This is a genomic window from Arthrobacter sp. B0427-1-12, from assembly GCF_059092905.1.
The window spans coordinates 39,396-63,198 of the sequence record NZ_JBNHIC010000018.1 but is presented as its reverse complement, the minus strand read 5'-3'; the positions used below and the strand labels follow the sequence as shown (position 1 = coordinate 63,198).

The 23,803-nt window shown below is 67.5% G+C and carries 20 protein-coding genes; 7 read left to right on the top strand and 13 right to left on the bottom strand.

The genetic code is table 11. The annotated features are described in order from the left end of the window. Positions 1-18 precede the first annotated feature (18 nt). The 4 genes from AC5RWU_RS12485 to AC5RWU_RS12470 all read right to left on the bottom strand — a co-directional run bounded on the left by AC5RWU_RS12485 (position 19) and on the right by AC5RWU_RS12470 (position 6,858). Entirely contained in the window at positions 19-1,671 is a 1,653-nt protein-coding gene (locus AC5RWU_RS12485; RefSeq protein WP_494030737.1) for an AAA family ATPase, read from the bottom strand. Between the two features lie 63 nt (positions 1,672-1,734). Next, positions 1,735-2,487 carry a hypothetical protein gene (locus AC5RWU_RS12480; protein WP_494030738.1) on the bottom strand — a complete coding sequence of 251 codons (753 nt, stop codon included), beginning with the start codon at positions 2,485-2,487 and terminating at the stop codon, positions 1,735-1,737. A 79-nt stretch (positions 2,488-2,566) separates the two neighbouring features. Further along, complete coding sequence (locus AC5RWU_RS12475) at positions 2,567-4,036, bottom strand: glutamate-cysteine ligase family protein (protein ID WP_494030739.1); 1,470 nt, start codon at positions 4,034-4,036, stop codon at positions 2,567-2,569. Positions 4,037-4,086: 50 nt separating this feature from the next. Beyond that, positions 4,087-6,858, bottom strand: coding sequence for a cation-translocating P-type ATPase (locus tag AC5RWU_RS12470; RefSeq protein ID WP_494030740.1), 2,772 nt, complete (start codon positions 6,856-6,858; stop codon positions 4,087-4,089). A 268-nt stretch (positions 6,859-7,126) separates the two neighbouring features. On the opposite strand from AC5RWU_RS12470, the gene AC5RWU_RS12465 reads away from it, so the two are divergent. Then, positions 7,127-8,167 (top strand): hypothetical protein, encoded by a 1,041-nt coding sequence (locus AC5RWU_RS12465; protein WP_494037009.1) that lies wholly within the window; start codon positions 7,127-7,129, stop codon positions 8,165-8,167. 86 nt (positions 8,168-8,253) lie between these two features. Then, entirely contained in the window at positions 8,254-9,606 is a 1,353-nt protein-coding gene (locus tag AC5RWU_RS12460) for a hypothetical protein (protein ID WP_494030742.1), read from the top strand. A gap of 179 nt (positions 9,607-9,785) precedes the next feature. Here the strand turns inward: AC5RWU_RS12460 and AC5RWU_RS12455 are convergent, their stop codons facing one another. Continuing rightward, positions 9,786-10,859, bottom strand: a complete 1,074-nt coding sequence (locus tag AC5RWU_RS12455; RefSeq protein WP_494030743.1) for a Gfo/Idh/MocA family protein — start codon at positions 10,857-10,859, stop codon at positions 9,786-9,788. A 190-nt stretch (positions 10,860-11,049) separates the two neighbouring features. Here AC5RWU_RS12455 and AC5RWU_RS12450 point away from each other — a divergent pair, with 190 nt between their 5' ends. From AC5RWU_RS12450 to AC5RWU_RS12440, 3 genes are read left to right on the top strand one after another with little or no spacing between them, the layout of a single operon-like run. Next, complete coding sequence (locus tag AC5RWU_RS12450) at positions 11,050-12,165, top strand: efflux RND transporter periplasmic adaptor subunit (RefSeq protein WP_494037008.1); 1,116 nt, start codon at positions 11,050-11,052, stop codon at positions 12,163-12,165. Positions 12,166-12,167: 2 nt separating this feature from the next. Next, a complete protein-coding gene (locus AC5RWU_RS12445; RefSeq protein WP_494030745.1) occupies positions 12,168-12,926 on the top strand; it encodes an ABC transporter ATP-binding protein in 759 nt (252 codons plus the stop codon). After that, a complete protein-coding gene (locus tag AC5RWU_RS12440) occupies positions 12,923-14,113 on the top strand; it encodes an ABC transporter permease (protein WP_494030746.1) in 1,191 nt (396 codons plus the stop codon). Before AC5RWU_RS12445 ends, AC5RWU_RS12440 begins: the two co-directional genes overlap by 4 nt. A gap of 17 nt (positions 14,114-14,130) precedes the next feature. Here the strand turns inward: AC5RWU_RS12440 and AC5RWU_RS12435 are convergent, their stop codons facing one another. From AC5RWU_RS12435 to purU, 7 genes are all read right to left on the bottom strand, one after another. After that, entirely contained in the window at positions 14,131-14,571 is a 441-nt protein-coding gene (locus tag AC5RWU_RS12435) for a VOC family protein (protein ID WP_494037007.1), read from the bottom strand. Positions 14,572-14,673: 102 nt separating this feature from the next. Further along, positions 14,674-15,762 carry a substrate-binding domain-containing protein gene (locus tag AC5RWU_RS12430; RefSeq protein WP_494030748.1) on the bottom strand — a complete coding sequence of 363 codons (1,089 nt, stop codon included), beginning with the start codon at positions 15,760-15,762 and terminating at the stop codon, positions 14,674-14,676. A gap of 14 nt (positions 15,763-15,776) precedes the next feature. Continuing rightward, positions 15,777-17,069 (bottom strand): multiple monosaccharide ABC transporter permease, encoded by a 1,293-nt coding sequence (gene mmsB, locus AC5RWU_RS12425; protein WP_494030749.1) that lies wholly within the window; start codon positions 17,067-17,069, stop codon positions 15,777-15,779. A gap of 15 nt (positions 17,070-17,084) precedes the next feature. Continuing rightward, the gene (gene mmsA / locus AC5RWU_RS12420; protein ID WP_494030750.1) at positions 17,085-18,626 is read right to left on the bottom strand and encodes a multiple monosaccharide ABC transporter ATP-binding protein; all 1,542 of its coding nucleotides are present in this window, start codon (positions 18,624-18,626) and stop codon (positions 17,085-17,087) included. Between the two features lie 172 nt (positions 18,627-18,798). Further along, positions 18,799-19,017: a hypothetical protein gene (locus AC5RWU_RS12415; RefSeq protein WP_494030751.1), complete on the bottom strand. Its 219-nt coding sequence runs from the start codon at positions 19,015-19,017 to the stop codon at positions 18,799-18,801. 45 nt (positions 19,018-19,062) lie between these two features. After that, positions 19,063-19,587 (bottom strand): gamma carbonic anhydrase family protein, encoded by a 525-nt coding sequence (locus tag AC5RWU_RS12410; RefSeq protein WP_494030752.1) that lies wholly within the window; start codon positions 19,585-19,587, stop codon positions 19,063-19,065. A 47-nt stretch (positions 19,588-19,634) separates the two neighbouring features. After that, positions 19,635-20,525, bottom strand: coding sequence for a formyltetrahydrofolate deformylase (gene purU / locus AC5RWU_RS12405; RefSeq protein WP_494030802.1), 891 nt, complete (start codon positions 20,523-20,525; stop codon positions 19,635-19,637). Between the two features lie 398 nt (positions 20,526-20,923). Between purU and glyA the strand changes: the two genes are divergently transcribed. Both glyA and AC5RWU_RS12395 read left to right on the top strand, forming a co-directional pair. Next, on the top strand, positions 20,924-22,225 hold the full coding sequence (gene glyA, locus AC5RWU_RS12400) for a serine hydroxymethyltransferase (RefSeq protein WP_494030753.1): 1,302 nt from the start codon (positions 20,924-20,926) through the stop codon (positions 22,223-22,225). A 53-nt stretch (positions 22,226-22,278) separates the two neighbouring features. Next, positions 22,279-23,211 carry a bifunctional methylenetetrahydrofolate dehydrogenase/methenyltetrahydrofolate cyclohydrolase gene (locus AC5RWU_RS12395; RefSeq protein WP_494030803.1) on the top strand — a complete coding sequence of 311 codons (933 nt, stop codon included), beginning with the start codon at positions 22,279-22,281 and terminating at the stop codon, positions 23,209-23,211. A 128-nt stretch (positions 23,212-23,339) separates the two neighbouring features. On the opposite strand, the gene AC5RWU_RS12390 is transcribed toward AC5RWU_RS12395, so the two are convergent. Then, positions 23,340-23,795: a phosphatase domain-containing protein gene (locus AC5RWU_RS12390; RefSeq protein WP_494030754.1), complete on the bottom strand. Its 456-nt coding sequence runs from the start codon at positions 23,793-23,795 to the stop codon at positions 23,340-23,342. Between the last annotated feature and the right edge of the window lie 8 nt (positions 23,796-23,803).

Below are 23,803 nucleotides of genomic sequence, written 5' to 3'. Positions count from 1 at the left end.
GCTGCGGCGGTGGGTGTTCTAGAAGTCGACGGTGCGTCCGCCCCGGGCAGGCGGCTCGGTGGGAACGGCCGGCTGTCCGCTGGCCCCGCCGGCCGAGACCGCGGCTGCGGCGGGTCCCGCGCTGTCCTCACGGTCTTCGCTGCCGGTGGCTGCCACGGCACGCAGCGCCGCCCACTGCCGGATGACGCCCACTTCCTCCGCCTGGGTGACGGCCAGCGGAATCATCTGGGTGATGGACTGTTCCAGGTCCTCCAGCCGAACCGGCCGGGACTCCGCATAGGCCTCGAAGAGCGCCGCGATGACTGCCTGCTCAATCTCGGCACCGGAGTAGTCGGCCGAGGCGGCCGTGAGCAGTTCGATCGCTGCCGGATCGTCCGCCACGGCTTCGAGCTTGTTGAGGTCGGTTGCCCGCCGCCGCATCTGGATCTCCCAGATGACTCTGCGTTCCGCCTCCGTCGGGAGGTCGACGAAGAAGATTTCGTCGAAGCGGCCCTTGCGCATGAATTCCGGCGGGAGGCGGTCGATGTTGTTCGCGGTCGCCACTACGAACACCGGATGCTGCTTCTCCTGCATCCAGGTCAGGAAGGAGGCGAAGACGCGGGCGGCTGTACCAGAATCGCCTTCACCGGTGGTACCGGCGAAACCCTTCTCGATCTCGTCGATCCACAGGATGCACGGCGAGATCGCCTCCGCCGTGGCGATGGCATTGCGCATGTTCTGCTCGCTCGAACCGACCAGCCCGGCGAAGACCCGGCCGATGTCCATCCGCAGCAGCGGCAGGCCCCATGCAGACGCCATGGCCTTGGCCGTCAGGGACTTTCCGCAGCCGGGCACGCCGGTGATCAGGACGCCCTTCGGAGTGGGCAGGCCGAAACCGGCGGCATCCTCCAGCCAGGAGCCCTTGCGTTTGCCGAGCCAGCGCTTGAGGTTGTTCAGGCCGCCGACCTCGTCCAGGCTGATCTGCTGGTCCACGTAGTCCAGCAGCCCGGACTTGCGGATGGTCTGGCGCTTTTCGTCCAGCACCACGCGCACGTCCTCGGCCGTCAGCCGGCCGTCGTCGACCATGGCGCGGGCAAAGGCGTTCTCCGCCTCCGCCATGGTCAGGCCGAGCGCGGCCTGGACCATATTTTCACGTTCCTCGTCGGTGAGGGAGACCTTGATCCGGCCGCCGTCGGCATTCTGGCGGATCATGTGGTCCAGCATGGCCTTGATGTCATCGTGCGTGGGCAGCGGGAAATCCACCAGCGTGACCACCTTGTCCAGTTCCGGCGGGATCCGCAGCAGGGGAGCGACGACGATCAGCACCCGGGCGCTGCCGCCTTGCCGGAACGCGGCGGCTGCGTCGCGGACCTTCCGCACGACTTCCGGATCCGCCGGCCGCTGATCCGTCCCGAAGTAGGCATGCAGGTCGAAGAAGATGAAGACGCCGGGATCATGGGTGCCCAGCACGCGGTCCAGCGCCCGTGCGGGGCTGGCGGTGTTGGCCTGCTGGCCGTCCGAGGGGGAGACTAGCCCGGAACTGGCGTTCCAGGTCCACACCGGACGGGGTTTGCGCAGGGACGCCGCGCACTTGAGTACTTCTGCGTGGACGCGGGCTTCCTCGTAGCTCTCGATGTACAGCACCGGAATCCGGGCCTTGAGCGCCTGGGCCAGCGTGTGGGCAAAGGCCATGGAGTGATTTCCCCCTGTGATTATGTGTGGCAGGAACGAATTTACCGGGCCGGGCGGCCGCGGTCATTCTTCGACCTCGAAGGTCCAGGCTCCGTGGGTATCGATCTCGAAAAACACCACCGGCGCCGGCTGCCAGGAGAACCGGGTCCGGTAGTCGCCGATTTCGTTGACGAGCAGATCCCAGCCACCTTCCTGGAATCCCTTGACGGTCACGTTGGAATCGCCGTCGTTGCTGAAGCCGGCGACGGCACCGTCCCCCTCGTAGCGCAGGTAGGCGCGGCCGGTTCCGGCCATGGGACCGTTGACGTCGAGATACCTCAGTTCTTCAATGCTCACGGTCCAGTCTCCGTCGGTAGTCACGTAGAGGACGAAGCTGCCGCGTTCGGTGGCGAAGGTTTCAGTGCTCTCATCCGATCCGATGCCGTAGATCAGGTGGTTGGGGTATTCCGGCTCCGCGGGATCATCCAGGGATACCTCGATGGAGTCCTCGGACGTGGCCGCTGCCTGGAACAGGCCGCCGGATCCGGCCGGTGCGGTGTAGTGCAGCACCGCGTCACCGGAGCCGGACCAGCTGCCGGGTGCTTCGGGAGCGAGCGTCGGCGCACCGCTGCCGGGCTCCCAGGGATCGGTATCCGACTCCGCGCGGGCGTCCCGGATGCCGGCCGCCAGGGGCGGGCCATCCGCGGGCAGAGAACCCGGCAGCAGCCGCGGCGCGGCAAAGATGCCAGTGGCCACGATGGCCGCACCGACCAGCCAGGCTGCGGCGGAAAACCGGCGAATCCGGCGTGCAGCCTGGTCCGTAACCGGCGTGGACATGTCCCCCCCTCAAGATTTCTACCTTCTTGAGGTTAGCCCATTCGCCACGGCCGCCGAGCCGGGTGTGCGGTGCAGCCGGCTACGGCAGCGGCCAGGTGTGGACCGGAGCGTTGCTGTGCATGTTCTCGGAGTAGCGGCGCGTCATCTCCGTCAGGGCCGCGGCCCGGTCCAGTCCCGCCGCCTCCAGTTGGCGGATGGTTTTGATCTGCCAGGAGGCACCGTTCTGTTCCGACTGTGCCCGGGCGGTCAGCACATCCAGGTAGCGGGCGGCCAGGTCGCCGTCGACCTCCAGCTGCGCCAGACCCTCGGCGGCCAGCGGAATGAGGTGCCGGATGATCAGTTCGTCCACCGGAATGTCGCCGATGCCCGGCCAGTACACGTTGGCCTCAAGCCCTTTGCGGGCACAGGCCAGGAAATTGTTCGTGGCCGTCTTGAACGCCAGCCGGGACCACAGCGGCCGGTCGGCGGTGCGCAGGACCCGGACCAGTCCGAAGAAGAAGGCCGCGTTGGCGAGGGTGTCCAGCACCGTTGGCCCGGCCGGGAGCACCCGGTTCTCAAGGCGAAGGTTCGGCACCTGGTCGCCGGGATCGTAGATGGGGCGGTTCCAGCGGTAGATGGTGCCGTTGTGCAGGCGCAGCTCCGGCAGCAGCGGCGCGCCGGCGGCGGTGCATTCTCCCGGGCGGCGTGACATTTCGGGCAGGAGCGCCGGGAAGTACCTCACGTTCTCCTCGAACAGGTCGAAGATGGACGTGATCCAGTTTTCGCCGAACCAGACGCGCGGCCGCACGCCCTGGTTCCGCATCTCCGGCGGCCGGGTGTCGATGGACTGCTTGAACAGTTCGATGCGCGTCTCATGCCAGAGCAGGGTTTCCATGAACACGGGGGAGTTGGCGGCCAGCGCCACCTGCGGACCGGCAATGATCTGGGCGGCGTTCCAGACCGGCGCGAATTCCTCGGGCTGGACCTGGACGTGCAGCTGGGCGCTGGTGCAGGCCGCCTCCGGCCCGATGTTCTTGGCGTAGAAGCGCAGCGACTCGGTGCCGCGCAGGTCCAGCAGGATGTCCTCGCCGCGGGCCTGCAGGACGGACGTGTTCAGGGCCGCGTAGCGTTTTCCCGCGCTCAGCCAGGACATGTCGTCGAGCAGTTCCCGCTTCAGGGTGGGCAGGATCCCGATCATGAGGATGTCCGCATTGGCTGCCGCGGCCCGGTCATCGGCCCGGTTCAGCTGGTCGCGGAGGCTGTCTTCCAGGTCCCTGAGCCCGTGGCCGGCGACGGACAGGGCCGGCTGGTTCAGCTCGATGTTGAACGTGCCGATCTCCGTCTGGAAGGCGGGATCGCCGATTTCCGCCAGGACCTTGGAATTGCGCAGTGCGGGGGAGAAGTCCGCGTTGGCCAGATTCAGCTCAAGTTCCAGGCCGATGGATCCGGTGTCCGCGAAGGTGGCGCTGGAAAGGTACTGATCGAAGCTCTCGAGATTCTCCAGAAGTCTTTGCCGGTATCTGGTCCGCTGTTCGCGGGTGAACGTCTTGGACTTAACCTCTGCGCCCATGATTGGAGCGTAACCACCGCGCCGCCTGTTGTATATAGCGCCAAGCGCGGCTAACGCGTCGCTCTGTCCCGCACCGCCCTGTCCCGCACCGTTCTGACGGCGGCCTTGCGGATCTCCTCGATCCACAGCACGGAGGACCCGATCAGGAGAGCAACCAGCCACTGCGCCGAGGTCAGCGGGGCGGTGCTGAAGAAGCCCTGCAGCACGTCCAGGTGCACCACCAGGATCTGCAGGACGACGACGGCCCCCAGCGCCACCCAGACGCTGCGGTTGGTGAAGGTCTGCAGGGAGAAGACGGAGCGGGTTTCGCTGCGCACGTTGAGCAGGTTGAAGACCTGGAAGAAGACGAACGTGGTGAAGGCCAGCGTTCCGGTGACCGCGGGGTCCGCCCCGGGGAACCAGCCCGGGGCAAGCGCCAGGACGGTAATCGTTCCTGCGGCCATGACCGCGCCAAGGAACAGCAGCCGCAGCAGCCGCTCGCGCGTGAGCAGGGGCTCGCTGGCCGGCCGCGGCTTCTGCTTCATGGCGTCCGGCTCTGCCGGGTCCACGCCCAGCGACAGGGCCGGCGGACCGTCCATGATGATGTTGACCCACAGGATCTGCAGCGCAGTGAACGGTGCGCCGCCGGCGATGCCGAAGAGCCCGCTGGCAAGGAAGATCAGCACGAAGCCCCAGGCCGTGGTCAGCTGGAACTTCACGAATTTGATGATGTTGGCATAGATGCCGCGGCCTTCCTCCACGGCCGAGACGATGGTGGCGAAGTTGTCATCGGTGAGGATCATGGCGGCGGCGCCCTTGGAGACGTCGGTGCCCGTGATGCCCATGGCCACGCCGATGTCCGCCTGCTTGAGCGCCGGCGCGTCGTTGACGCCATCGCCGGTCATCGCCACCACTTCACCTTCATCCTGCAGGGCCTTGACCACGCGGATCTTATGTTCGGGCGCCACCCGCGCCAGTACCCCGTAGCCGGCTGCCCGCCGCCGCAGGTCCCCCTCGCCGAGCCCGTCCAGGGAGGCGCCGGTGGCAGCTTCGCCGGGGATGCCCAGGTCCTTGGCAATGGCCGACGCGGTGACCAGGTGGTCGCCGGTGATCATGTGGACGGCGATGCCGGCCTCCTGCGCCGTCCGGATCGCGGCAGCGGCTTCCGGACGCGGCGGATCGACGATCCCCACCAGGGCGAACAGCGTCAGGTCGGTGACGGCGCCGTGCAGGCCGTCGTTGTCAGCGAAGCCGCCGTCGCCGCTGTGGCTGTCGCCGGCGTCGAACGTCCGGCCGGCGAGCATCATGGTCCTCAGCCCCTCGGCGCCCAGCTCCTTGACCAGCCCGCTGATGCGCTCGCGGTCCTCCTGGGTCAGCGGCCGCGGGCCTTCCGTTGCCAGGACGGAGCCGGCCCGCTCCAGCAGGATGCCCGGCGCGCCTTTGACGAAGCACCGGGTGCCTCCGGATTCGGCCGCGTGGAAGGTTGCCATGAATTTGTAGTCGGAATCGAACGGCACTTCGGCCATCCGCGGATGGGCCCGGCGCAGGCCGTCCACGTCGATCCCGCCCTTTTCCGCCAGCACCACGAGCGCGCCTTCCGTGGGATCCCCCAGCAGCGAGCCCCGGTCCACGGACGCGTCGCTGCACAGCGCCATGGCCACGAAGGCTTTGGTAAGGTCGGGCAGCGGCTGCCCGTCGCCGGCGAGGATGTGGCCCTCGGTGGAGTAGCCCTCGCCGCTGATCCGGAAGGTCCGTCCATAAGCGTGGAGCCGGCGGGCGGTCATCTGGTTGAGCGTCAGCGTTCCGGTCTTGTCCGTGGCAATATGCGTGGTGCTGCCCAAGGTTTCGACTGCGGACAGCTGCTTGATAATGGCGCCGCGGCCGGCCAGGCGGGAGGCGCCCATGGCCAAGGTGAAAGCAACGACGGCGGTCAGCCCCTCGGGGATCGTCGCCACCGCCAGGGACACTGCGGTGATCAGCAGCTCGGACAGCGACTGCCCCCGGACCAGGCCCAGGATGAACACCAGCCCGACCACCACCAGCGCGACGATGGTCAGCGTCCGGGCCAGCTGGTCGATCCGCCGCTGCAGCGGCGTCCGTTCCTGCTGGGCGCTGCCCAGCAGCCGGGCGATGCTGCCCATCTGAGTGCGCATGCCGGTCTCCGTGACCACCATGGTGGCCCGGCCGCGGGTCACCGATGTGTTCATGAACAGCATGTTGCTGCGGTCGCCAAGCGGGGCGTTGGCGTCGTCCAGCGGTTTGGTTTGCTTAAGAACCGGCTGGGATTCGCCGGTCAGCGCCGCCTCGGCCACCTCCAGCCGGGCCGCCTCCAGCAGGCGCCCGTCGGCCGGAACGGTGGAGCCGGCGTCGAGCATCACGATATCTCCCGGCACCAGGTCGGTCCGCGGCAGCAGCAGTTCCCGGCCGCCGCGGCGGACCCGCGACCGTTCCACGGACATGTTCCGCAGCGCCTGCAGGCTGCTCTCCGCGCGCCGTTCCTGGACAAAGTTCAGCACCGTGTTCAGCGTGATCACTACCAGGATGACCACCGGGGTTTCCCATTCGCGGGAGACAACGGCACTGACGATGGCGGCGGCAAGCAGCACCAGGGTCATGCGGTCCGCCAACAGCCGCAGGATCTGCTTCCAGGCCGGCTCGCGCTTCGCCTCGTCAAGGGCATTGGGACCGTACTCGGCCCGCCGGGCCTCCACGGCAGCGGGATCGAGGCCTGTGCGGGCATCCACCTCCAAGGCTCCGGTGACGGCGTCTACCGTCCGCAGGTGCCAGGGACTGTCCTGCGCCTGACTGCGCAGCGGTGCTTCGGGCTCGTCAGCGGGGGTCATTGGCCGGGCTCCTCACCTGGATTGTGGATCCTGCGGATTACAGCACTGCGATCAGGGTATCGGCCGCCGCTGACAGCCACGAGCAGTATCCAAGGCACGGCGCCTGGGGCCGCAGTACCTCTGGACGGTTCCTGAAGGCCGGGCCTAGGATGTAACCACGTGCGGCCGGTCCGCGGCCGCAGCATCTTTTTGGGGCGGGGGTGTGATGGCGCGCGGCGAACCGGTCTTGCCAGTTGCGGCGGTTGTCCGGCACCTCTTGGTGGCCGGGTTGGTTGCACTGGCCTGGATGGTCTTCGGAGCCGTTACTGCCCATGCCGCCAATGATGATCGCGCCGGCGTCCCGCATCTGGATGCCCTGACCTCCACGTCCGTGACCTCTACCGTGGAGCGCGTTGCAGCGGCTGTCCAGCCCGCCGCCGATCGCGTGGTTCCCATCGCGGCGCCGGAAGCGCTCCCGCAGGTCGTCCGGCCGGTGATTGAATCGGTTGCCGACGCTGGCGCGAAGCCTCTGGCCCCTGCCGTTGCGGCTGTTCAGCCGGTGCTGGAGGCCGTCCCGGTTGCCGAGACCGTGCAGGTCGTGAAGCCGGTGGTGGCGCCGGTCATTGAACCCGTCCTTGAACCCGTTGTCCGGACGGTCCAGCCGGCGCTCGAAGCAGCGGACAACATAGTGTCGGCCGTTCCCGTCGTCGGTGACCTAGTCGGTGAAGCACCCGTCCAGACGATCACGGAACCGGTGCTGGACACTGTGGTTGCCGCTGTGCCTGAGGCGGCTGCGGTTCTGCCGGTCGTCCAGCCGGTTGCTCCGGCGCCGGCCGCGCCCCGGACGCCAGACGCCGGCTCAGCTGCCCAAACCGTTCCGGTCCAGACTGAAGCGAACGACGCCGGCGTTCCGGCCGCCGTCGTTGACGGCGCTGTTCCTGCGGTCACCGAAGGTGACGTTCCCGCTGTGGCTGCGGCTCCGGCACTCATCACGGAGTTTGCGAAGCAGGTTGCCATAACGCCGTCTGGTCCTGCCGCTCCGTTGGCTGCTGGGGCCTTTATTCAGGCTGCCTCGTCAGGCGGCGTGTCGGCCGTGGATAAGCAGGGAAATGTCCCCGGACAGGAAGCACCGACGGCACCGTCGACACCCGCGGCACCCTCACCTTCCGCGCCCCGCGGCGCGCACACTGCCGAATCCGGTCAGGGCATCGCCGCTAATCTCTCCGATGCGGCTCTCGTACCGGCATCAGTTCTCGTGAGCAGTGCACAGAACCCGGACTGGACCCTGCCGGCTTCACTGCCCCACGACCCTGGATCTTCACCTGACTGAGTAGGCCCATGCTGTCCGCCGGGCGGGCAGCGGAAGGCATCTGTCCCGTGCGGGACGACAAACTACTCATTGTCAGGAGAACAATCATGTACGCCTTTATCAGGCGGTCCCTGTACGGGGCTGCCATCGCCGGAGGACTTGCGTGCCTCGGCACAGGTGCGGCGCAGGCCGCCGAACTTGATGCGGCCACCCTGGCCGCAGATGCTCACGCCGATGTGACAGTCATGGTCGGCGGACTGCTGGAGGAGCCTACCGCTCAGCCTGCGGATACCGGCCTTGGTCTGACAGCCGATGCTGCCGTGACGGTCGGTGCGGCCGTGGCCGAGCCGGTCAGAGTGGACCCGGCACTGGTTTCACCCGATCCACTGACGGCCGACGTCGATCTGGCCGTCGGCACTGCTCCCGCTGCGGTAGATGCCTCGGTGGATATTGCCGTTGGAGCCCTCGATGCTGCACCGGTGGCGGACGCTGCGCTGGTTGATGCTGCAGTGGATGCGGACGTGGTGGTGAGGGCGGCCGGACCTGTGGCGTCTGATCCGGCTCTGGTAGCTGATGCGGCTGTTGATGTGGTTCTCGGTTCCGATCCGAGTCTTGTTGATGCTGCGGTGGATGCGGATCTCGTGCTTGGTGCAGAGCCAGGCACTGCGCTGGATCCTGCTGTCCTGGCTGACGCTGCCGTCGCGGCTGAGGTGGTCCTCGGCGGCCAGGATACCGGGACGGAGACACTGACGGCCGCTGCAGGGCTGAGCGTGGGCAGTGGTGCGGCCGTGCCGGCTGCTCCCGCAGCACCTGGTGCTCCCGCTGCGCCCGCTGATCCGGCTCCGGCGGGGCCGTCCGAACCGGCGGACCCTGCAGCTTCCCCTTCGGAGAGCGAGGAGCCTGAGGGAACCGTGGATGGTACGTCTTCTGGAGGTGCGCCCATTGGCAGCGAGACTCCTTCCGATAGCGGCGTGACGGGTGCCCCCGGGGCGGACGCCGGCTCGGAGACGTCAGTCCAGACCGCCGGTCAGTCAGGCGGCTTCATTGTTCCTGCCGCTTCCGGCGTCTTTGCCTCCTTCGGAACTGCTGTCCCGACCGGAACTGCTGTCCCGACCGGAACTGCTGTCCCGACCGGAACTGCACCCTTCGGCGCAGGCGGCACCACATTCGGTATGGCGGCTTCGGGTGCCGGGACAGGCGCTAACAGCGGGACAGGCGCTAACAGCGACACCGGTGCCAACGCCGGAACCCCGGCTGCCACCGGCACCGGCGCCAACAGCAGCACCGGTGCCGCGGCCGGCACCTCCCCGGCTGCTTCCTCCAACCGGGCCGCAGCCTCCGGGACTTTGGCCGAGACCGGGCTGACCGACGTCGAAATAGTAGGCATCGGCCTGCTTCTGCTGCTGGTCGGAGCCGTGCTGCTGCGCCGGACCGCCCCGCGGCGCCGGACGCAGCGGTAATCGTCCGCTGCCGGACCGGGTTCCCCTTCCCTGTCCGGCAGCGGCTGAGGGGACGCCGCCGGACGATTGACGACCCCAACCGTCCGGTCCCCGCGGCGTCCATGGGACGCCCACGCGAGGCAGACCCCCAACTGCGGTAGCTGTTGGGCGGCCGCCGGATGCGCCCGCCGAAGAACCGGCTACCGGTCGGCGTCGTACCGAACGCCGATCTGCGCACGCACGCCGTCGAACAGCCGCATGGTGTCCAGCGAGTCGGCCAGCGGCATGGTCGGGCATTCCAGCAGGCCTTCCTGGATGCAGCGGGTGACCTCCCGCAGTTCGTAGGTGAAGCCATTGCCCACCTGCTCGAACCGTTCGACCCTGCGTTCGCCCAAGTGTTCCTGGACGATCAGCTCGGACGGATTGTGCAGTGGGGAGCCGGAACGCAACCAGCCTTCGGAACCGCAGACTGTGGCGGTGCGCGGGGAACTGGCCAGCAGGGAGGAGGTTAGCTGGGCCTGCGCTCCGTGCGAGTAACTCAGGGTGAGGGCGTTCTGGGTGTCGATGCCGTCGTCGTTCAGGGTACCTACGGCTGTTACCGCCGCGGGAAAGCCCAGCGCGCCGAGCGCCCAGGTCAGCGGGTAGACCGTCATGTCCAGCAGGGCGCCGCCGCCCGCTGCCGGATTCCAGAGCCGGCTGGCCGGATCGTACGCAGCCGGGAAACCGATGTCCGCCTGGACCCACTGGATCTCGCCGAGTTCACCGGAGGCGATGATGTCCCAGGCACGGTTGATGGAGGGGAGGAAACGCATCCACAGGGCCTCCATCAAGAAGAGCCTGCGGGACCGGGCGATCTCGATCAGTTCGGCAGCCTCGGCCGCGTTGATGGTCAGGGATTTCTCGCAGAGCACGTGCTTGCCTGCCAGCAGGGCCGCTTTGGTGATCTCGTAGTGCTGCCCGTGCGGGGTCGCGATGTAGACAACGTCGACCTGTGGATCCTCGAACAATCGCTGGAACGCCTTGGTGCCGCCGTCGTCGAAGTAGTAGCCGGCAAAGCCGAAGCGGTCCGCGAAGTCCACCACGTTGGCCTCGAACCGCGAGCTGACCGCCTGCAGCACCGCGTCCTCCAGCCGGCCGATGTCCTCGGTGACCCGGGCGGCGATGCGGCCGGTGGCGACAACGCCCCAGCGGAGCGGACGGCCCGTTGCGACCAGCGGACTCTGGGCACCCGGCTCAGCGCAGGGCGGTGCGGGGATCAGCGGCGATTTGCTCATGAGCCTATCTTGTCTGCCGGGTACGGCCCCGTCCATCACTGGCGGGCAAACGGCACTGCCGCCGTGCGACGACACAAATGGACGGCGCCGCGTGCGCCTGCCTATGTTCAAACGGCACCCCGCGGTGCGAAGTCTCAAGCAGCAATATTCCAGGGGGATTGGTTCATTGGGTGTCATACGCAGATACGTCGTGCCTGTGGCCTGGCTGGCGGTTTTCGCCGTCATCGCGGCTGCACTGTTCAAGCTGGCCTTCGTGGACGGGATCAAACCCGAACGCGTGCCCGCGGTGCCGGAGGCCGCCCTGATGACCCCCACGGTGGCCGTCGGCCGGGGCACGGTCACCAATGTGGTCCAGCTGCAGGGCAGCGTCGTCAGTGACAAGCCGGTTACGGTGCGCAGCACCGCAGAGGGCAAAGTCAGCCACATCTTCGTGGCGGAGGGCTCTGCGGTCGCCGTCGGTGATCCACTCTTCCAGGTGCGCCAGCCGGTGGAAATGACGACGCCGCCGGTCACCGCCGCGGTACCGGCACCGTCCGCGCCAGCTGGGGAAACCGGGGATGGGGGAGCCGCGGCGGCAGCGGAAGTGCCGGCTGCGCTCCCTGCGGTGGTCCAGCCCCAGCCGCGGTACACCTACGCCAACGTCGTCGCCACCGCGGCCGGTACGGTCGGGACTCTCAGCGTGCTGCCCGACCAACAGGTCACCGTGGGCATGGACGCGGCGACGATTGACCCGGGCACCTTTTCGGTGACGGGCAGCCTCACCCCGGACCAGCAGTTCCGGCTGCTGGGCCGGCCCAGCAGTGCGTCCGTGACAGTCACCGGCGGACCGGCTCCCTTCGACTGCGGTGCGGTGGAGGTCGGCGAGGCCCCCGGTGCCGGCGAGACGGCCCCCGGGGCGGGGACCGGCGTCGCACCTGCCGCCTTCGGTCCGACTGTCCCGGACGCGGGAGCCGCCGCCACCGGCACCGTCACCTGCGCAGTACCGGCGGAGGTTCCGGTCTTCGCCGGCCTGAGTGCGACCATCGACATCGCCGCCGGCGAAGCCGCGGACGTGCTGACCGTTCCCACCACCGCGGTGAAGGGCTCGGTGGGCACAGGCATCGTGTGGATTATGGACGACGCCGGCACTCCGCAGGAGCGGAATGTCACCTTGGGCCTGAACGACGGCGGCAATGTGGAAATCGTCGAGGGCCTCTCCGCGGGCGAGCAGATCCTGCAGTTTGTTCCCGGATCGCCGGCGCCGGACCAGAACGGCCCGATGGGTCCGATGGGTCCGATGGGCCCCGGCGTGGTCATGGGAGGCTGAGCGTGGCCGAACATGCCGCCGGCCCGGGTCCGGCTCCGTTCATCCGGCTCAGCGGTGTCACCCGCACGGTGCAGATCCCGGACCATGAGCCGCTGCGCATCCTGCGCGGGGTGGACCTTGAGGTGGCGGCGGGGGACCACCTGTCCATCGTCGGGCGCTCCGGTTCGGGCAAATCGACCCTGCTGAACATCCTGGGGCTGCTGGACCTGCCCACCGCCGGGCGCATGGAGTTCGACGGCCACGAGGTGCGGTCCCTGGGCGAGAAGCGCCGGGCGCGGATGCGGGGCGCCGCCGTCGGGTTCATCTTCCAGCAGTTCAACCTGCTGCCGGGCCGGACGGCGCTGGAGAATGTGATGACACCGCTGCTGTACGCGGGCGGACGCCGGTTCTGGCAGCGCGAAAAAATTGCCGCGGCAATGCTGGACCAGGTGGGGCTGGGAGCCCGGCTGAAGGACCAGCCGCACAAGCTCTCCGGCGGCGAGCAGCAGCGCGTGGCGATTGCCCGGGCGCTGGTCCGTTCGCCGAAGCTCATCCTGGCGGACGAGCCGACGGGCGCACTGGACATCGAAACCGGCCAGGCCGTGATGGCGCTGCTGGATGCGGTGGCGCTGGAATCGGGCGCGGCGCTGGTGACGATCACCCACGACGCCAATGTGGCGGCGCTGGCCCACCGGCACTACCGGCTCGAGGGCGGAGTGCTCCATCCCGGGGACCTGGAGTACGCGGCGTACCCGGACCAGCGGGCGGGGGCGGCACAATGACCGGGGCCGTGGCGGCCATCGTGGAGGCGTGGTCGGAGCTGCGGGTGCACAAGACCCGGATCCTGCTGGCGTTGATCGGCGTCGCCCTGTCCGTGGCCGCGCTGACCAGCGTGGTCGCGCTCGGGGACATGGCCCGCCAGGGGTTCGTTGAATCGTCCGAACGCAGCGGCGGCCGTGAGGCCACCATTTCGCTGGAGGTCTATCCGAACGGCGGCCAGGTGGACACGGACGAAATCCGCCGGGCCTACACCGCTGTTGCGGACCGTTACGCGGTCAGGTACGCGTCGCTGCGCTACCAGTCGGCCGTCCCGTTCCAGTTCCCCGACGGGGTCCGCCAGTCCGACACCGTCGTGGTGGACCCGGACTATGGCGCGATGCGCCGGGTGGACATGGTCCAGGGCCGCTGGTTCGCCGAGGACGACGGCGAGCGGCTGGCTCCCGCCGTCGTCGTCAATGAGCGGTTCCATGCCGCCCTCGGCGCGCCGGATCTGCGGACCCATCCGGTGGTGCAGATCGCCGGCGAGCGCAGCATCACCGCCACGATCGTGGGCGTCATTAAGGACGACTTCCTGCAGGTTCCGCCGCAGGCGATGATGCTGTCCGAGCACTACGACCGCTGGCTGCCCGGCGGCCCGGCCATGACCGTGTCCATGCAGCTGTGGGTCCCGCCGGAACTGGCGGATCCGCTGGTTGCGTCCATCCAGGCCGAGCTGGCGGCGCAGTTCCCGAACGACAATGTCATGGTCAACCGGACCGACTTCGCCGCCTTCGGGGACCCGCTGTCCACCATGCAGTTGGCCATCGGCGGCATTGCCGGCATGGTCCTGCTCCTGGGTGCGGTCGGCCTGGTGAACATCTCGATGGTCACCGTCCGGTACCGGGTGCGGGAGATCGGCATCCGTCGCAGCTTCGGCGCCACGTCCGGGCGGATCTTCTTCGGCATCATGCTCGAATCCGTGGTGGCGACCTTCGTGGCCGGGGTGGCGGGCGTGATGCTGGCGGTCGCGGTGCTGAAGAGCCCGTGGGTCGTGGAGCTGATGGCCCAGGGCCTGACCGACGTGCCGGCGTTCCCGCTGGAAGCCGCCTTGGTCGGCATCGCGGCGGCCACCGTGGTGGGGGCGCTCGCTGGCCTGGTCCCGGCCCTGGTGGCAGTCCGGGTCAAGGTGATCGACGCGATCCGGTACTGACCTGGTCCGGCGCCGGCTTATCCGGCGCTGCCGGGGTCGTTCTTGATGGTCGGATTCTCGCCCTGGTAGGTGGAGAAATACCAGAGGTTGCCCTCCGGATCCTGAAGCCCGAAACCGCGGGCCCCGTAGTCCTCGTCGGTGATCTCCCGGATGATTTCGACGCCGGCCGCCTTGGCCTTGGAGTACAGCGCATCCGGGTCGGCGGAGTAGACGGAGATCCCGGCGGTGCCCGGCGGCGTGGACCAGTCGGCGCCGGGTTTGTGCGAGCCCAGCATGACCACGCCGCCGTCCGGGGCGGCCAGTTCGGCGTGGGCGACGTAGGCCTCGCCTTCCATGTAGACGGCGATCTTGGTGAAGTCGAGGGTGCTGACGAGGAAATCGATCAGGGCGGGGGCATCATGTGCCTGGATGGTTGGCCAGATCTTCTGGGCAGTCAGGAAGGGATCCATGGCCACCATGATTCCCCGCCCTGCGGGGTTGGACAAGGGGCCGACGGCGGCGGGCCGGCTCCCAGCAGGACGGCGGCAAGCGGGGCGCCGCCGTCGTACTTATGCCGGCAGCTACTGCTGTGTCAGCGGGGCCAATGCCGGGACATCCGCGTAGGCCTCTGCGGCGTTTTCGCGGGTCACGATGACCGGCTCCAGCAGGTAGGCAGGAACGGTCTTCACGCCGTTGTCGTAGGTTTCATCGTCATTGGTTTCCGGCACGCTGCCCTGGGAGAGGTCCTTGACCATGGTGATCGCATGCTCCACCAGATCCCGGGTGTCCTTGTTGATGGTCGAGTACTGTTCCCCGGCCATGATGGACCGCACCGACTCGACCTCCGAGTCCTGTCCGGTGACCACCGGAAGCGGCTTGCCGGTGGCCCGGACCGAGGTCAGGATGGCGCGCGCCAGCGTGTCGTTGGGGGACAGGACGCCGTCCAGTTCGGCCGACGTGTAGTTGGCGGAGAGCAGCGTGTCCATGCGGCGCTGCGCGTTCTCCGCCTTCCAGCCCTGGGTAACCGCCTGGTTGAAGGCGGTCTGGCCGGAGCCCACCACCACGTTTCCGCTGTCGATCTCCGGCTGGAGCACGCTCATCGCGCCGTCGAAGAAGATCTGGGAGTTGGCATCGTCGGGGGACCCGGCGAAGAGCTCAATGTTGTAGGGGCCCTCCGGCTTCCTGGCCCGCATCCCTTCGAGCAGCGCCTGGCCCTGGAGCTCGCCGACCCGGAAGTTGTCATAGGCGACGTAGAAGTCCACCGCGTCCGTGTTCCGCACGAGCCGGTCGTAAGCGATGACGGTGGCTCCGGCGTCCTTGGCGGCCGCCAGCTGCGTTCCCAGCTGCGAGCCGTCGATCGCGCCGACGATAATCACCTCCGCGCCCTTGGTGACCATTGAACTGATCTGGTTCTGCTGCTCCGAGACGCCGCCGTTGGCAAACTGGATGTCGGCCTCAAAGTTCGCTTCCCGCAGGCCTTCGTTGAAAAGCTGCTCGGCAAGGACCCAGTTTTCGGAGGTCTTCTGCGGCAGGGCGACCCCAATCACGGAACCGGTTTCGAAGCCGCCCGCCCCGCCCTGGGCGACCCCCTCGTCGCTGCGGCCGCAGGAAGTCAGGGCCAGGGCCGAGGCCGCGGCGAAGACGGTGAGGGATTTCGTAATCTTGCGCATGGTTGGCACTTTCTTCAGCTTTCCCGGTGGATGACTTCTCGGGTGTCCTGCACGACGACAGGCTCCTTGGTTTCCTCCGGCACCTCCGCGGCGCCGCGGCGCATGCCGAAGTTACGCATCATCAGGCCGATGATGGAACTGCGGCCCTGGCTCTTGTTGTAGACGTCGAAGGCCACGGCGATCAGCAGCACCAGGCCCTTGATGATCTGCGTCAAGTCGGCGCCCACGCCCAGCAGCTGCAGGCCATTGTTCAGCACGGCCATGACCAGGCCGCCTATGATGGAACCCATCACGGTGCCGACGCCGCCGGTCACCGCCGCGCCGCCGATGAACACGGCCGCGATGGCGTCCAGTTCCCAGCCCACGCCATCGAACGGGCCCGAGGCGCTGGACCGGCCTACGAAGATCATGCCGGCGAGGGCGGCCAGGATGGACATGTTCATCATGACCATGAAGTCCACCTTCTTGCTCTGAACACCGGAAAGCTCCGCCGCATGGCGGTTGCCGCCCACAGCGTAGATGTGCCGGCCGGCGATCGTCTTGGTGGAGATGAAGCCGTAGACCAGTACCAGCACGCCCAGGATGATGCCGGGGACGGGGAAGGAGGTGCCGACCCGGCCGCTGGCGAACAGCAGAGTGGCGTAAATGATGGCTGCGCAGAGCACCACCATTTTGGTGATGGTCACCCAGAGTTCCTGCGGAACTCCGCCCACCTGGACCGCTGTCCGCCGCGCCCTGAAGCCGGTGTAGACAACGACGGCGACCAGGACCAGGCCCAGCAGGAGCGTTGGATTGTTATAGCCGGTGTTAGGCCCGATTTCCGGCAGGTAACCGGCGCCGATGTACTGGAAGTCCTCCGGTACCGGAACCGTGTTCGATTTGCCGACGAACTGGTTGGCGCCACGGAAGAGCAGCATGCCCGCTAGGGTGACGATGAACGCCGGAATACCGACGTACGCCACCCAGAATCCCTGCCAGGCGCCGATGAGCGCACCCAGCACCAGGCCGACCAGGATGCCGGCGTACCACGGCAGGTTCCAGTCCCGCATGGTCATGGCGACGACGATCCCGGCGAAGGCGGCAACGGAACCTACGGAGAGGTCGATGTGCCCGGCGATGATGACCAGCACCATGCCGATGGCCAGGATCAGGATGTAGGAGTTGCCGTTGAAGAGGTTGATCACGTTGTTCGGTGTGAGCGTCAACCCGCCGGTGAGGACCTGGAACAGGATGATCAGGGCCAGCAGCGCGAAGATCATTCCAAACTGGCGGGTGTTGCCGCCGAAGAGTTTCTTAAGGGCGTTCATTGTTCCTCAACTCGCTCAGGCGGACTTCCTGGCCGCGGTCATCAGCTTCATCAGGTTCTCCTGGCTGGCGTCTTCCTTGGCGAGCACCCCGGTGATGGCGCCTTCGAAGATGGTGTAGATCCGGTCGGACAGCCCCAGCAGCTCCGGCAGTTCGGAGGAAATCACGATCACGCCCTTGCCCTGGCTGGCCAGCTGCTGGATGATGCCGTAGATCTCGAACTTGGCGCCGACGTCGATCCCGCGGGTGGGTTCATCCAGGATCAGCAGGTCCGGATCGGTGAACATCCACTTCGCCAGCACCACCTTCTGCTGGTTCCCGCCGGAAAGTTTGGCCACGCCCTCGTCGACCGACGGGGCCTTGGTGCGCAGGGACTGCCGGTAGCGTTCGGCCACGCGGTATTCCTCATTCTCGTCCACGACGAACCGCCTGGTGATCTTCTTCAAGGCCGCGGAGACGGTGGTGGTCTTGATATCGTCCAGCAGGTTCACGCCCAGCGACTTCCGGTCCTCCGTCACGTAGGCCAACCCGTGGGCGATGGCTTGCGGAACATTGCGCAGGACGATTTCCCGGCCGTCCTTGAGGATGGTGCCGGAGAGGTAGTGCCCGTACGACCGGCCGAACACGGAGCGTGCCAGTTCGGTGCGTCCGGCGCCCATCAGGCCGGCGAAGCCGACGATCTCCCCGCGCCGGACGGTGAAGCTGGAGTTCTTGCAGACCAGCCGCTCCGGCACCTGGGGGTGGCGGACCGTCCAGTTCCTGACTTCGAAAAACACCTCGCCGATCTTCGGCGTGTGGTCTGGGAAGCGGGATTCCAGCGAGCGGCCCACCATGCCTTTGATGATCCGGTCCTCGTCGACGCCCTCCTCCTTCACGCGCAGCGTCTCGATAGTCCGGCCGTCGCGGATGATGGTGATCGAATCGGCGATCTGCTCGATCTCGTTGAGCTTGTGGGAAATGATGATGCAGGTGATGCCTTTGGCACGGAGGCCGTCCATCAGCTCCAGCAGATGCTGCGAATCGGCCTCGTTCAGGGCCGCTGTGGGCTCGTCCAGGATCAGTAGCCTGACGTCCTTGTTAAGCGCCTTGGCAATCTCCACCAGCTGCTGTTTGCCGACGCCGATGTCCTTGGTCTTGGTCAGCGGATCCTCCCTCAGGCCGACCATGGCCAGCAGCTCACGGGTTCTCCGGTACACGAACGGCCAGTCGATGAAACCGTTGCGCGTGGGTTCATTGCCCAGGAAGATGTTCTCCGCGATGGACAGTTCCGGGATCAGCGCCAGCTCCTGGTGGATGATGACGATGCCGGCATGTTCGCTGGAGCGGATGTCCTTGAACCGGACCTCGTTGCCCCGGTAGAAGATCTGCCCGCTGTAGGTTCCGTAGGGGTAGAGGCCGGACAGGACCTTCATCAGGGTGGATTTTCCCGCGCCGTTCTCGCCGCAGATGGCATGGATCTCACCCTCCCGGACCCTCAGGGAGACATCCGACAGCGCCTTCACGCCGGGGAATTCCTTGGTGATGGAACGCATTTCGAGGATGGTGTTTGCGGTAGGCATGCAGGTTCCTGCTGACATCGTTGTCCGGTGCGGTTCCGTGGGGACCGCTGAAGAATGTTACCCACGTCACATGCCTTGGGGTCAAGGGTTTAACCCAAGACCTGGCCGCCGGGGCTCATTTGCTGCGGATGCCGGCGGATCGGTTGGGGCAGGCCGCGGCTGAGCAGTTCAATCATGGTATGAACGCCAGGTTCTCCACCGCGCTGTGCGGCCCCCAGGTCACCTGTGCCAGCGCGCCCGGATTGGCGTCGTTGTCGACGGGCACGGGGATTCCGACGCCGGCGCTCAGGACGGTGCCGCGGGCTACGCCCGCCCGGCGCAGCATCGACTCGAGCAGGTCCCCGGCCGCCTCCAGCCCCTCGCCATTGAGGTGGATGCAGCGGGCATACACGAAGGGTGGAGTACGTGCCGATTGGCGTCAAGAAGTTAACGCAGGTCAGCCGGCGCTGTTCGCCTCGGCGTGCGCGCGGGCCAGTTCCACGTAGTGCGCGGCGTTCTGCTGGACTCCGGCGAACTCCTCGTCCGATAGTTCACGCCGGACCTTGGCCGGCACTCCCGCAACCAGCGACCGCGGCGGAACGACGGTTCCTTCCAGGACGACGGCGCCCGCGGCGACCAGGGTGCCGGCGCCGATCACCGCGCCGTTGAGGACCGTGGCTCCCATGCCGATCAGGCAGTCGTCCTCGACCGTGCAGCCGTGGACGACGGCTCCGTGGCCGACGCTCACGCCGGCGCCGACCGTCGTCGGAAATCCGGGATCGGCGTGCAGGACCACATTATCCTGCAGGTTGCTGCCCTTGCCGACGCGGATGGCGGCGGTGTCGCCGCGGACGGCCACGCCATAGAAGGCGCTGGCCTGCTCGGCGAGCTCGACATCGCCGATCAGCGCTGCGCTGGGGGCCACGAAGGCGGTGGGGTCGATGGTCGGAGTCTTGCCGTCAAAGGTGATGATGTGAGCCATGTCATCAGCCTAGCCGCATAACGAGGGTGGGGACGCGCGCGATGGCGCTAGTTGAAGATGATCGTCCGGCGTCCGTCCAGCAGCACCCGGTGCTCGGCGTGCCACTGCACGGCCTGGACCAGGGTGCGGCCCTCGACGTCCCGGCCCATGGCCGCCAGCCGTTCGGTGGAGTGGGTGTGCTGCACCCGGATGACCTCCTGCTCGATGATCGGTCCCTCGTCCAGGTCCGAGGTCACATAGTGTGCGGTGGCGCCGATCAGCTTCACGCCCCGGGCATGCGCCTGCGCATACGGGCGGGCGCCCTTGAAGGAGGGCAGGAAGGAATGGTGGATGTTGATGGCCCGGCCGGTGAGTTCGCGACACAGGCCGTTGCTGAGGATCTGCATGTAGCGGGCCAGCACCACCAGTTCGATGTCATGCTCGGCGATCAGGGCCCGCAGCCGGTTCTCCGCGTCCTCCTTGGAATCCGCCGTCACCGGGATGTGGTGGAACGGCACCCCGTAGAAGGCCGCCAGCCCGGCCAGGTCCTCATGGTTGGAAACAATGGCCGGGATCTCGATCGGCAGGGTGCCGGAGCGCTGATGGAACAGCAGATCGTTGAGGCAGTGCGCCTCCCTGGAAACCATCACCAGCGTGCGCACTGGCACGCCCTCGCGGTTCAGGGACCACTTCATGCCGAACTGTTCGGCCACGGGCTGCAGCCGCTCACGCAGCCGCCCCAGGGAGGACGCCGTGTCGACCGCCACCCGCATGAAGAACCGGCCGCTGTCCGGGCTGCCGAACTGCTGGGATTCGGTGATGTTGCAGTCCGCGGCCACCAGGGCTCCGGAGACGGCGTGGACTATTCCGGGCCGGTCCGCGCAGGAAAGTGTCAGCGAATAGGCGGCGGTGCCGGTGCCGGCGGCCGCTGCGGGATTCGGGTCAGTGGTGCCAGGCAGCGAAGTCACGGTTCCTAGCGTACCCGCGTGCCGCCGTCGTTCTTTTCTTCCCCGGCCCCGCTGAGTCCGCGCGAAGCGCTCGTTTGCGCGCTCTGAACGTGCGTGTGGCGCTGAGCGAACCGGGGGTGGGTGGGAAGGGGAGAAGGACGACGGCGGCGGCCCGGCTGGTTTAGGATTGGTTCCGTCGCGACTGGCGTAGGGTGGAGCACCATCAGGAAGCGGCGGCGCGGACAGTTGCCGGCGGAAGCCGGTGGCCTGCCGCGCAGAGCGTAGGCCACGGATCGCACGCCTGGGACCGAGGGTCATGTTCCTGCCTGCCGGGATTTTTCCATGTTCCAATGGGGACCCAGCGGGTAGCCTGACCTGTAGTGGAAGTCCCGCCTCTGAAGGAGAATTCCGTGACATCTTCCAACTTTGCCGTATCCGCCGGAACCGCCGTAACCAATGCTCCGCTGTCCGAGGTGGACCCGGAGATCGCCGCCGTCCTTGAAAACGAGCTGGGCCGCCAGCGACACACCCTGGAAATGATCGCGTCGGAGAACTTCGCCCCGCGCGCCGTGCTGGAGGCCCAGGGCTCCGTGCTGACCAATAAGTACGCCGAGGGCTATCCCGGACGCCGCTACTACGGCGGCTGCGAGTATGTCGACGTGGCGGAGAACCTGGCCCGCGACCGCGTGAAGGCGCTCTTCGGCGCTGAGTACGCCAACGTCCAGCCGCACGCCGGAGCCCAGGCCAATGCCGCCGCGCTCGCCGCGATGATCAAGCCCGGGGACAAGATGATGGGCCTGTCCCTGGCCCACGGCGGCCATCTGACCCACGGCATGCGACTGAACTTCTCCGGCAAGCTCTACCAGGTCGCCGCTTACGAGGTGGACCCGGACACCTTCCGCATCGACATGGACCGGGTCCGCGAGCAGGCCCTGGAAGAGCGGCCCGATGTGATCGTCGCCGGCTGGTCCGCCTATCCGCGGCACCTCGACTTCGAGGCCTTCCGCTCCATCGCCGACGAGGTCGGCGCGCTGCTGTGGACGGACATGGCGCACTTTGCCGGTCTGGTGGCCGCCGGACTGCACCCGAACCCGGTGCCGCATTCCGACGTCGTCACCTCCACCGTGCACAAGACCCTCGCGGGACCGCGCTCCGGAGTGATCCTGGCCAAGGAGGCGTTCGGCAAGAAGATCGACTCCAACGTCTTCCCGGGCCAGCAGGGCGGGCCGCTGATGCACGTGATTGCCGCCAAGGCCGTGGCCTTCAAGATCGCCGGCTCGCCGGAGTTCAAGGAGCGGCAGGAGCGGGTGCTGGAGGGCGCGCGCATCCTGGCCGAGCGCCTGAGCGCCGCGGACGTCGCCGAACACGGCGTTTCCGTGCTTACCGGCGGCACCGACGTGCACCTGGTCCTGGTGGACCTGCGCAACTCCGCGCTGGACGGCAAGCAGGCCGAGGACCTGCTGCATTCGGCGGGCATCACCGTCAACCGCAACGCAATCCCCTTCGACCCGCGCCCGCCGATGGTCACTTCCGGCCTGCGCATCGGCACCCCGGCCCTGGCCACCCGCGGATTTGGGTCTGCCGAATTCACGGAGGTTGCGGATATTATCGCCACAGCGCTGAAGCCGGGCACCGACGTGGACGCTCTGCGTGCCCGCGTGACCAAGCTGGTCCAGGATTTCCCGCTGTACCCCGGACATGAGGAGTGGTAAACAATATGGCCCAGACTACTGAGACCCAGCCTTCCGGCCAGGCATCCGGGACAATGGAACCGGCGCATCCGAAAACGCCGTTCGGCACGCCGCGGGCCGCGCGGATCCTGGACGGCAAGGCGACAGCCAAGCAGATCAAGGCGGAACTGGCCCAGCGGGTGAAGGCGGTGAAGGCCAAGGGGATCACCCCGGGCCTGGGCACCGTGCTGGTGGGCGAGGACCCGGCCAGCCACTCCTACGTGGCCGGCAAGCACCGGGACTGCGCCGAGGTGGGCGTGCATTCGATCCGCCAGGAACTGCCGGCGGACGTGTCCGAGGAAGACCTGGAGGCCGTCATCGACGCGCTGAACGCGGATCCGCTGTGCACCGGCTACATCGTCCAGCTGCCGCTGCCGGACCACATCAACACCAACCGCATCCTGGAGCGTATGGACCCGGCCAAGGACGCGGACGGCCTCCACCCGGTCAACCTCGGCCGGTTGGTGCTCAACGTGTCCGGCCCGGTCAACGCTCCGCTGCCGTGCACGCCGCACGGCATCGTGGAACTGCTGCTGCGGCACCACATTTCCCTGAACGGCAAGGAGGTGCTGGTGATCGGCCGCGGCGTGACCGTCGGCCGCCCGCTGGGCCTGCTGCTGACCCGCCGCAGCATCAACGCCACCGTGACCCTGGCCCACACCGGTACCGTGGACATCCTGGACCACCTGAGCCGTGCGGATGTGGTCATTGCGGCCGCCGGCATGCCGGAGATGGTCAAGGCCGAGGACCTGAAGGATGGCGCGATCGTGCTCGACGTCGGCGTCAGCCGGGTCATCGACGAGAAGACCGGCAAGGCCAAGCTGACCGGCGACGTGGAAAAGGCCGCGGCGGATGTGGCCAGCTGGATCTCCCCGAATCCGGGCGGTGTGGGTCCGATGACCCGCGCGATGCTGGTAGCCAACGTCGTGGAGGCCGCCGAACGGCAGGCCGGGATCATCGTGGACTGACCCCTTCCGTTTCCGCCGAACCCACCCCTTCCGCCGAAACCTCAGTTTTTGCCCATTTTCGGGCGCATTTTCAGCAAAAACTGAGGTTTCGGCGGTGTGTGGGGAGGGAAAGAGGGAAAGGCTGGGGGTCAGAAGTCGCCGGGGGCGACCTGCAGGCAGGTCAGGTGCAGCGACCGCCACAGGTCCACGACCTGGTTCCGGTCCTCCAGCACGCACAGCACGCTGTACTGGTTGGCGATGTTGTGCCGGTAGATGTCGTACTTGACGTCCACATCGCGCCTCCGGTCACCGCTGGCCCGCAGATACAGGGCATCCAGGGGGACCTGCAGGTGCCGGTCCAGCCAGTCGGCGGTATCCTCGCGGCTGGCCTCGGTGCGGCCGGACAGCACAATGATCCGGTGGCCGTCCTTGTGCAGCGCCCGGACGATCGTGATGATCGCGTGGTTGGGCAGGTCGTGGGCCACCAGCGATTCGTCGTACGGGCTGCGGCCGTCCCGCAGCGCCAGCGTACCGTCGACGTCCACCAGCACGGCTGAGGGTAGCGGATACTCGTGGTCCGTTTCCGGCGGCAGGTGCCTGTCCATTCCGGCCG

Excerpts from the sequence above, each read along its gene's own strand:
- AC5RWU_RS12470 (WP_494030740.1), bottom strand. The coding sequence starts at position 6,858 with ATGACCCCCGCTGACGAGCCCGAAGCACCGCTGCGCAGTCAGGCGCAG.
- AC5RWU_RS12440 (WP_494030746.1), top strand. The coding sequence starts at position 12,923 with ATGACCGGGGCCGTGGCGGCCATCGTGGAGGCGTGGTCGGAGCTGCGG.
- AC5RWU_RS12455 (WP_494030743.1), bottom strand. The coding sequence starts at position 10,859 with ATGAGCAAATCGCCGCTGATCCCCGCACCGCCCTGCGCTGAGCCGGGT.
- AC5RWU_RS12410 (WP_494030752.1), bottom strand. The coding sequence starts at position 19,587 with ATGGCTCACATCATCACCTTTGACGGCAAGACTCCGACCATCGACCCC.
- AC5RWU_RS12475 (WP_494030739.1), bottom strand. The coding sequence starts at position 4,036 with ATGGGCGCAGAGGTTAAGTCCAAGACGTTCACCCGCGAACAGCGGACC.
- mmsB (WP_494030749.1), bottom strand. The coding sequence starts at position 17,069 with ATGAACGCCCTTAAGAAACTCTTCGGCGGCAACACCCGCCAGTTTGGA.
- AC5RWU_RS12430 (WP_494030748.1), bottom strand. The coding sequence starts at position 15,762 with ATGCGCAAGATTACGAAATCCCTCACCGTCTTCGCCGCGGCCTCGGCC.
- AC5RWU_RS12435 (WP_494037007.1), bottom strand. The coding sequence starts at position 14,571 with ATGGTGGCCATGGATCCCTTCCTGACTGCCCAGAAGATCTGGCCAACC.
- AC5RWU_RS12485 (WP_494030737.1), bottom strand. The coding sequence starts at position 1,671 with ATGGCCTTTGCCCACACGCTGGCCCAGGCGCTCAAGGCCCGGATTCCG.
- AC5RWU_RS12480 (WP_494030738.1), bottom strand. The coding sequence starts at position 2,487 with ATGTCCACGCCGGTTACGGACCAGGCTGCACGCCGGATTCGCCGGTTT.
- AC5RWU_RS12390 (WP_494030754.1), bottom strand. The coding sequence starts at position 23,795 with ATGGACAGGCACCTGCCGCCGGAAACGGACCACGAGTATCCGCTACCC.
- AC5RWU_RS12460 (WP_494030742.1), top strand. The coding sequence starts at position 8,254 with ATGTACGCCTTTATCAGGCGGTCCCTGTACGGGGCTGCCATCGCCGGA.
- AC5RWU_RS12395 (WP_494030803.1), top strand. The coding sequence starts at position 22,279 with ATGGAACCGGCGCATCCGAAAACGCCGTTCGGCACGCCGCGGGCCGCG.
- mmsA (WP_494030750.1), bottom strand. The coding sequence starts at position 18,626 with ATGCCTACCGCAAACACCATCCTCGAAATGCGTTCCATCACCAAGGAA.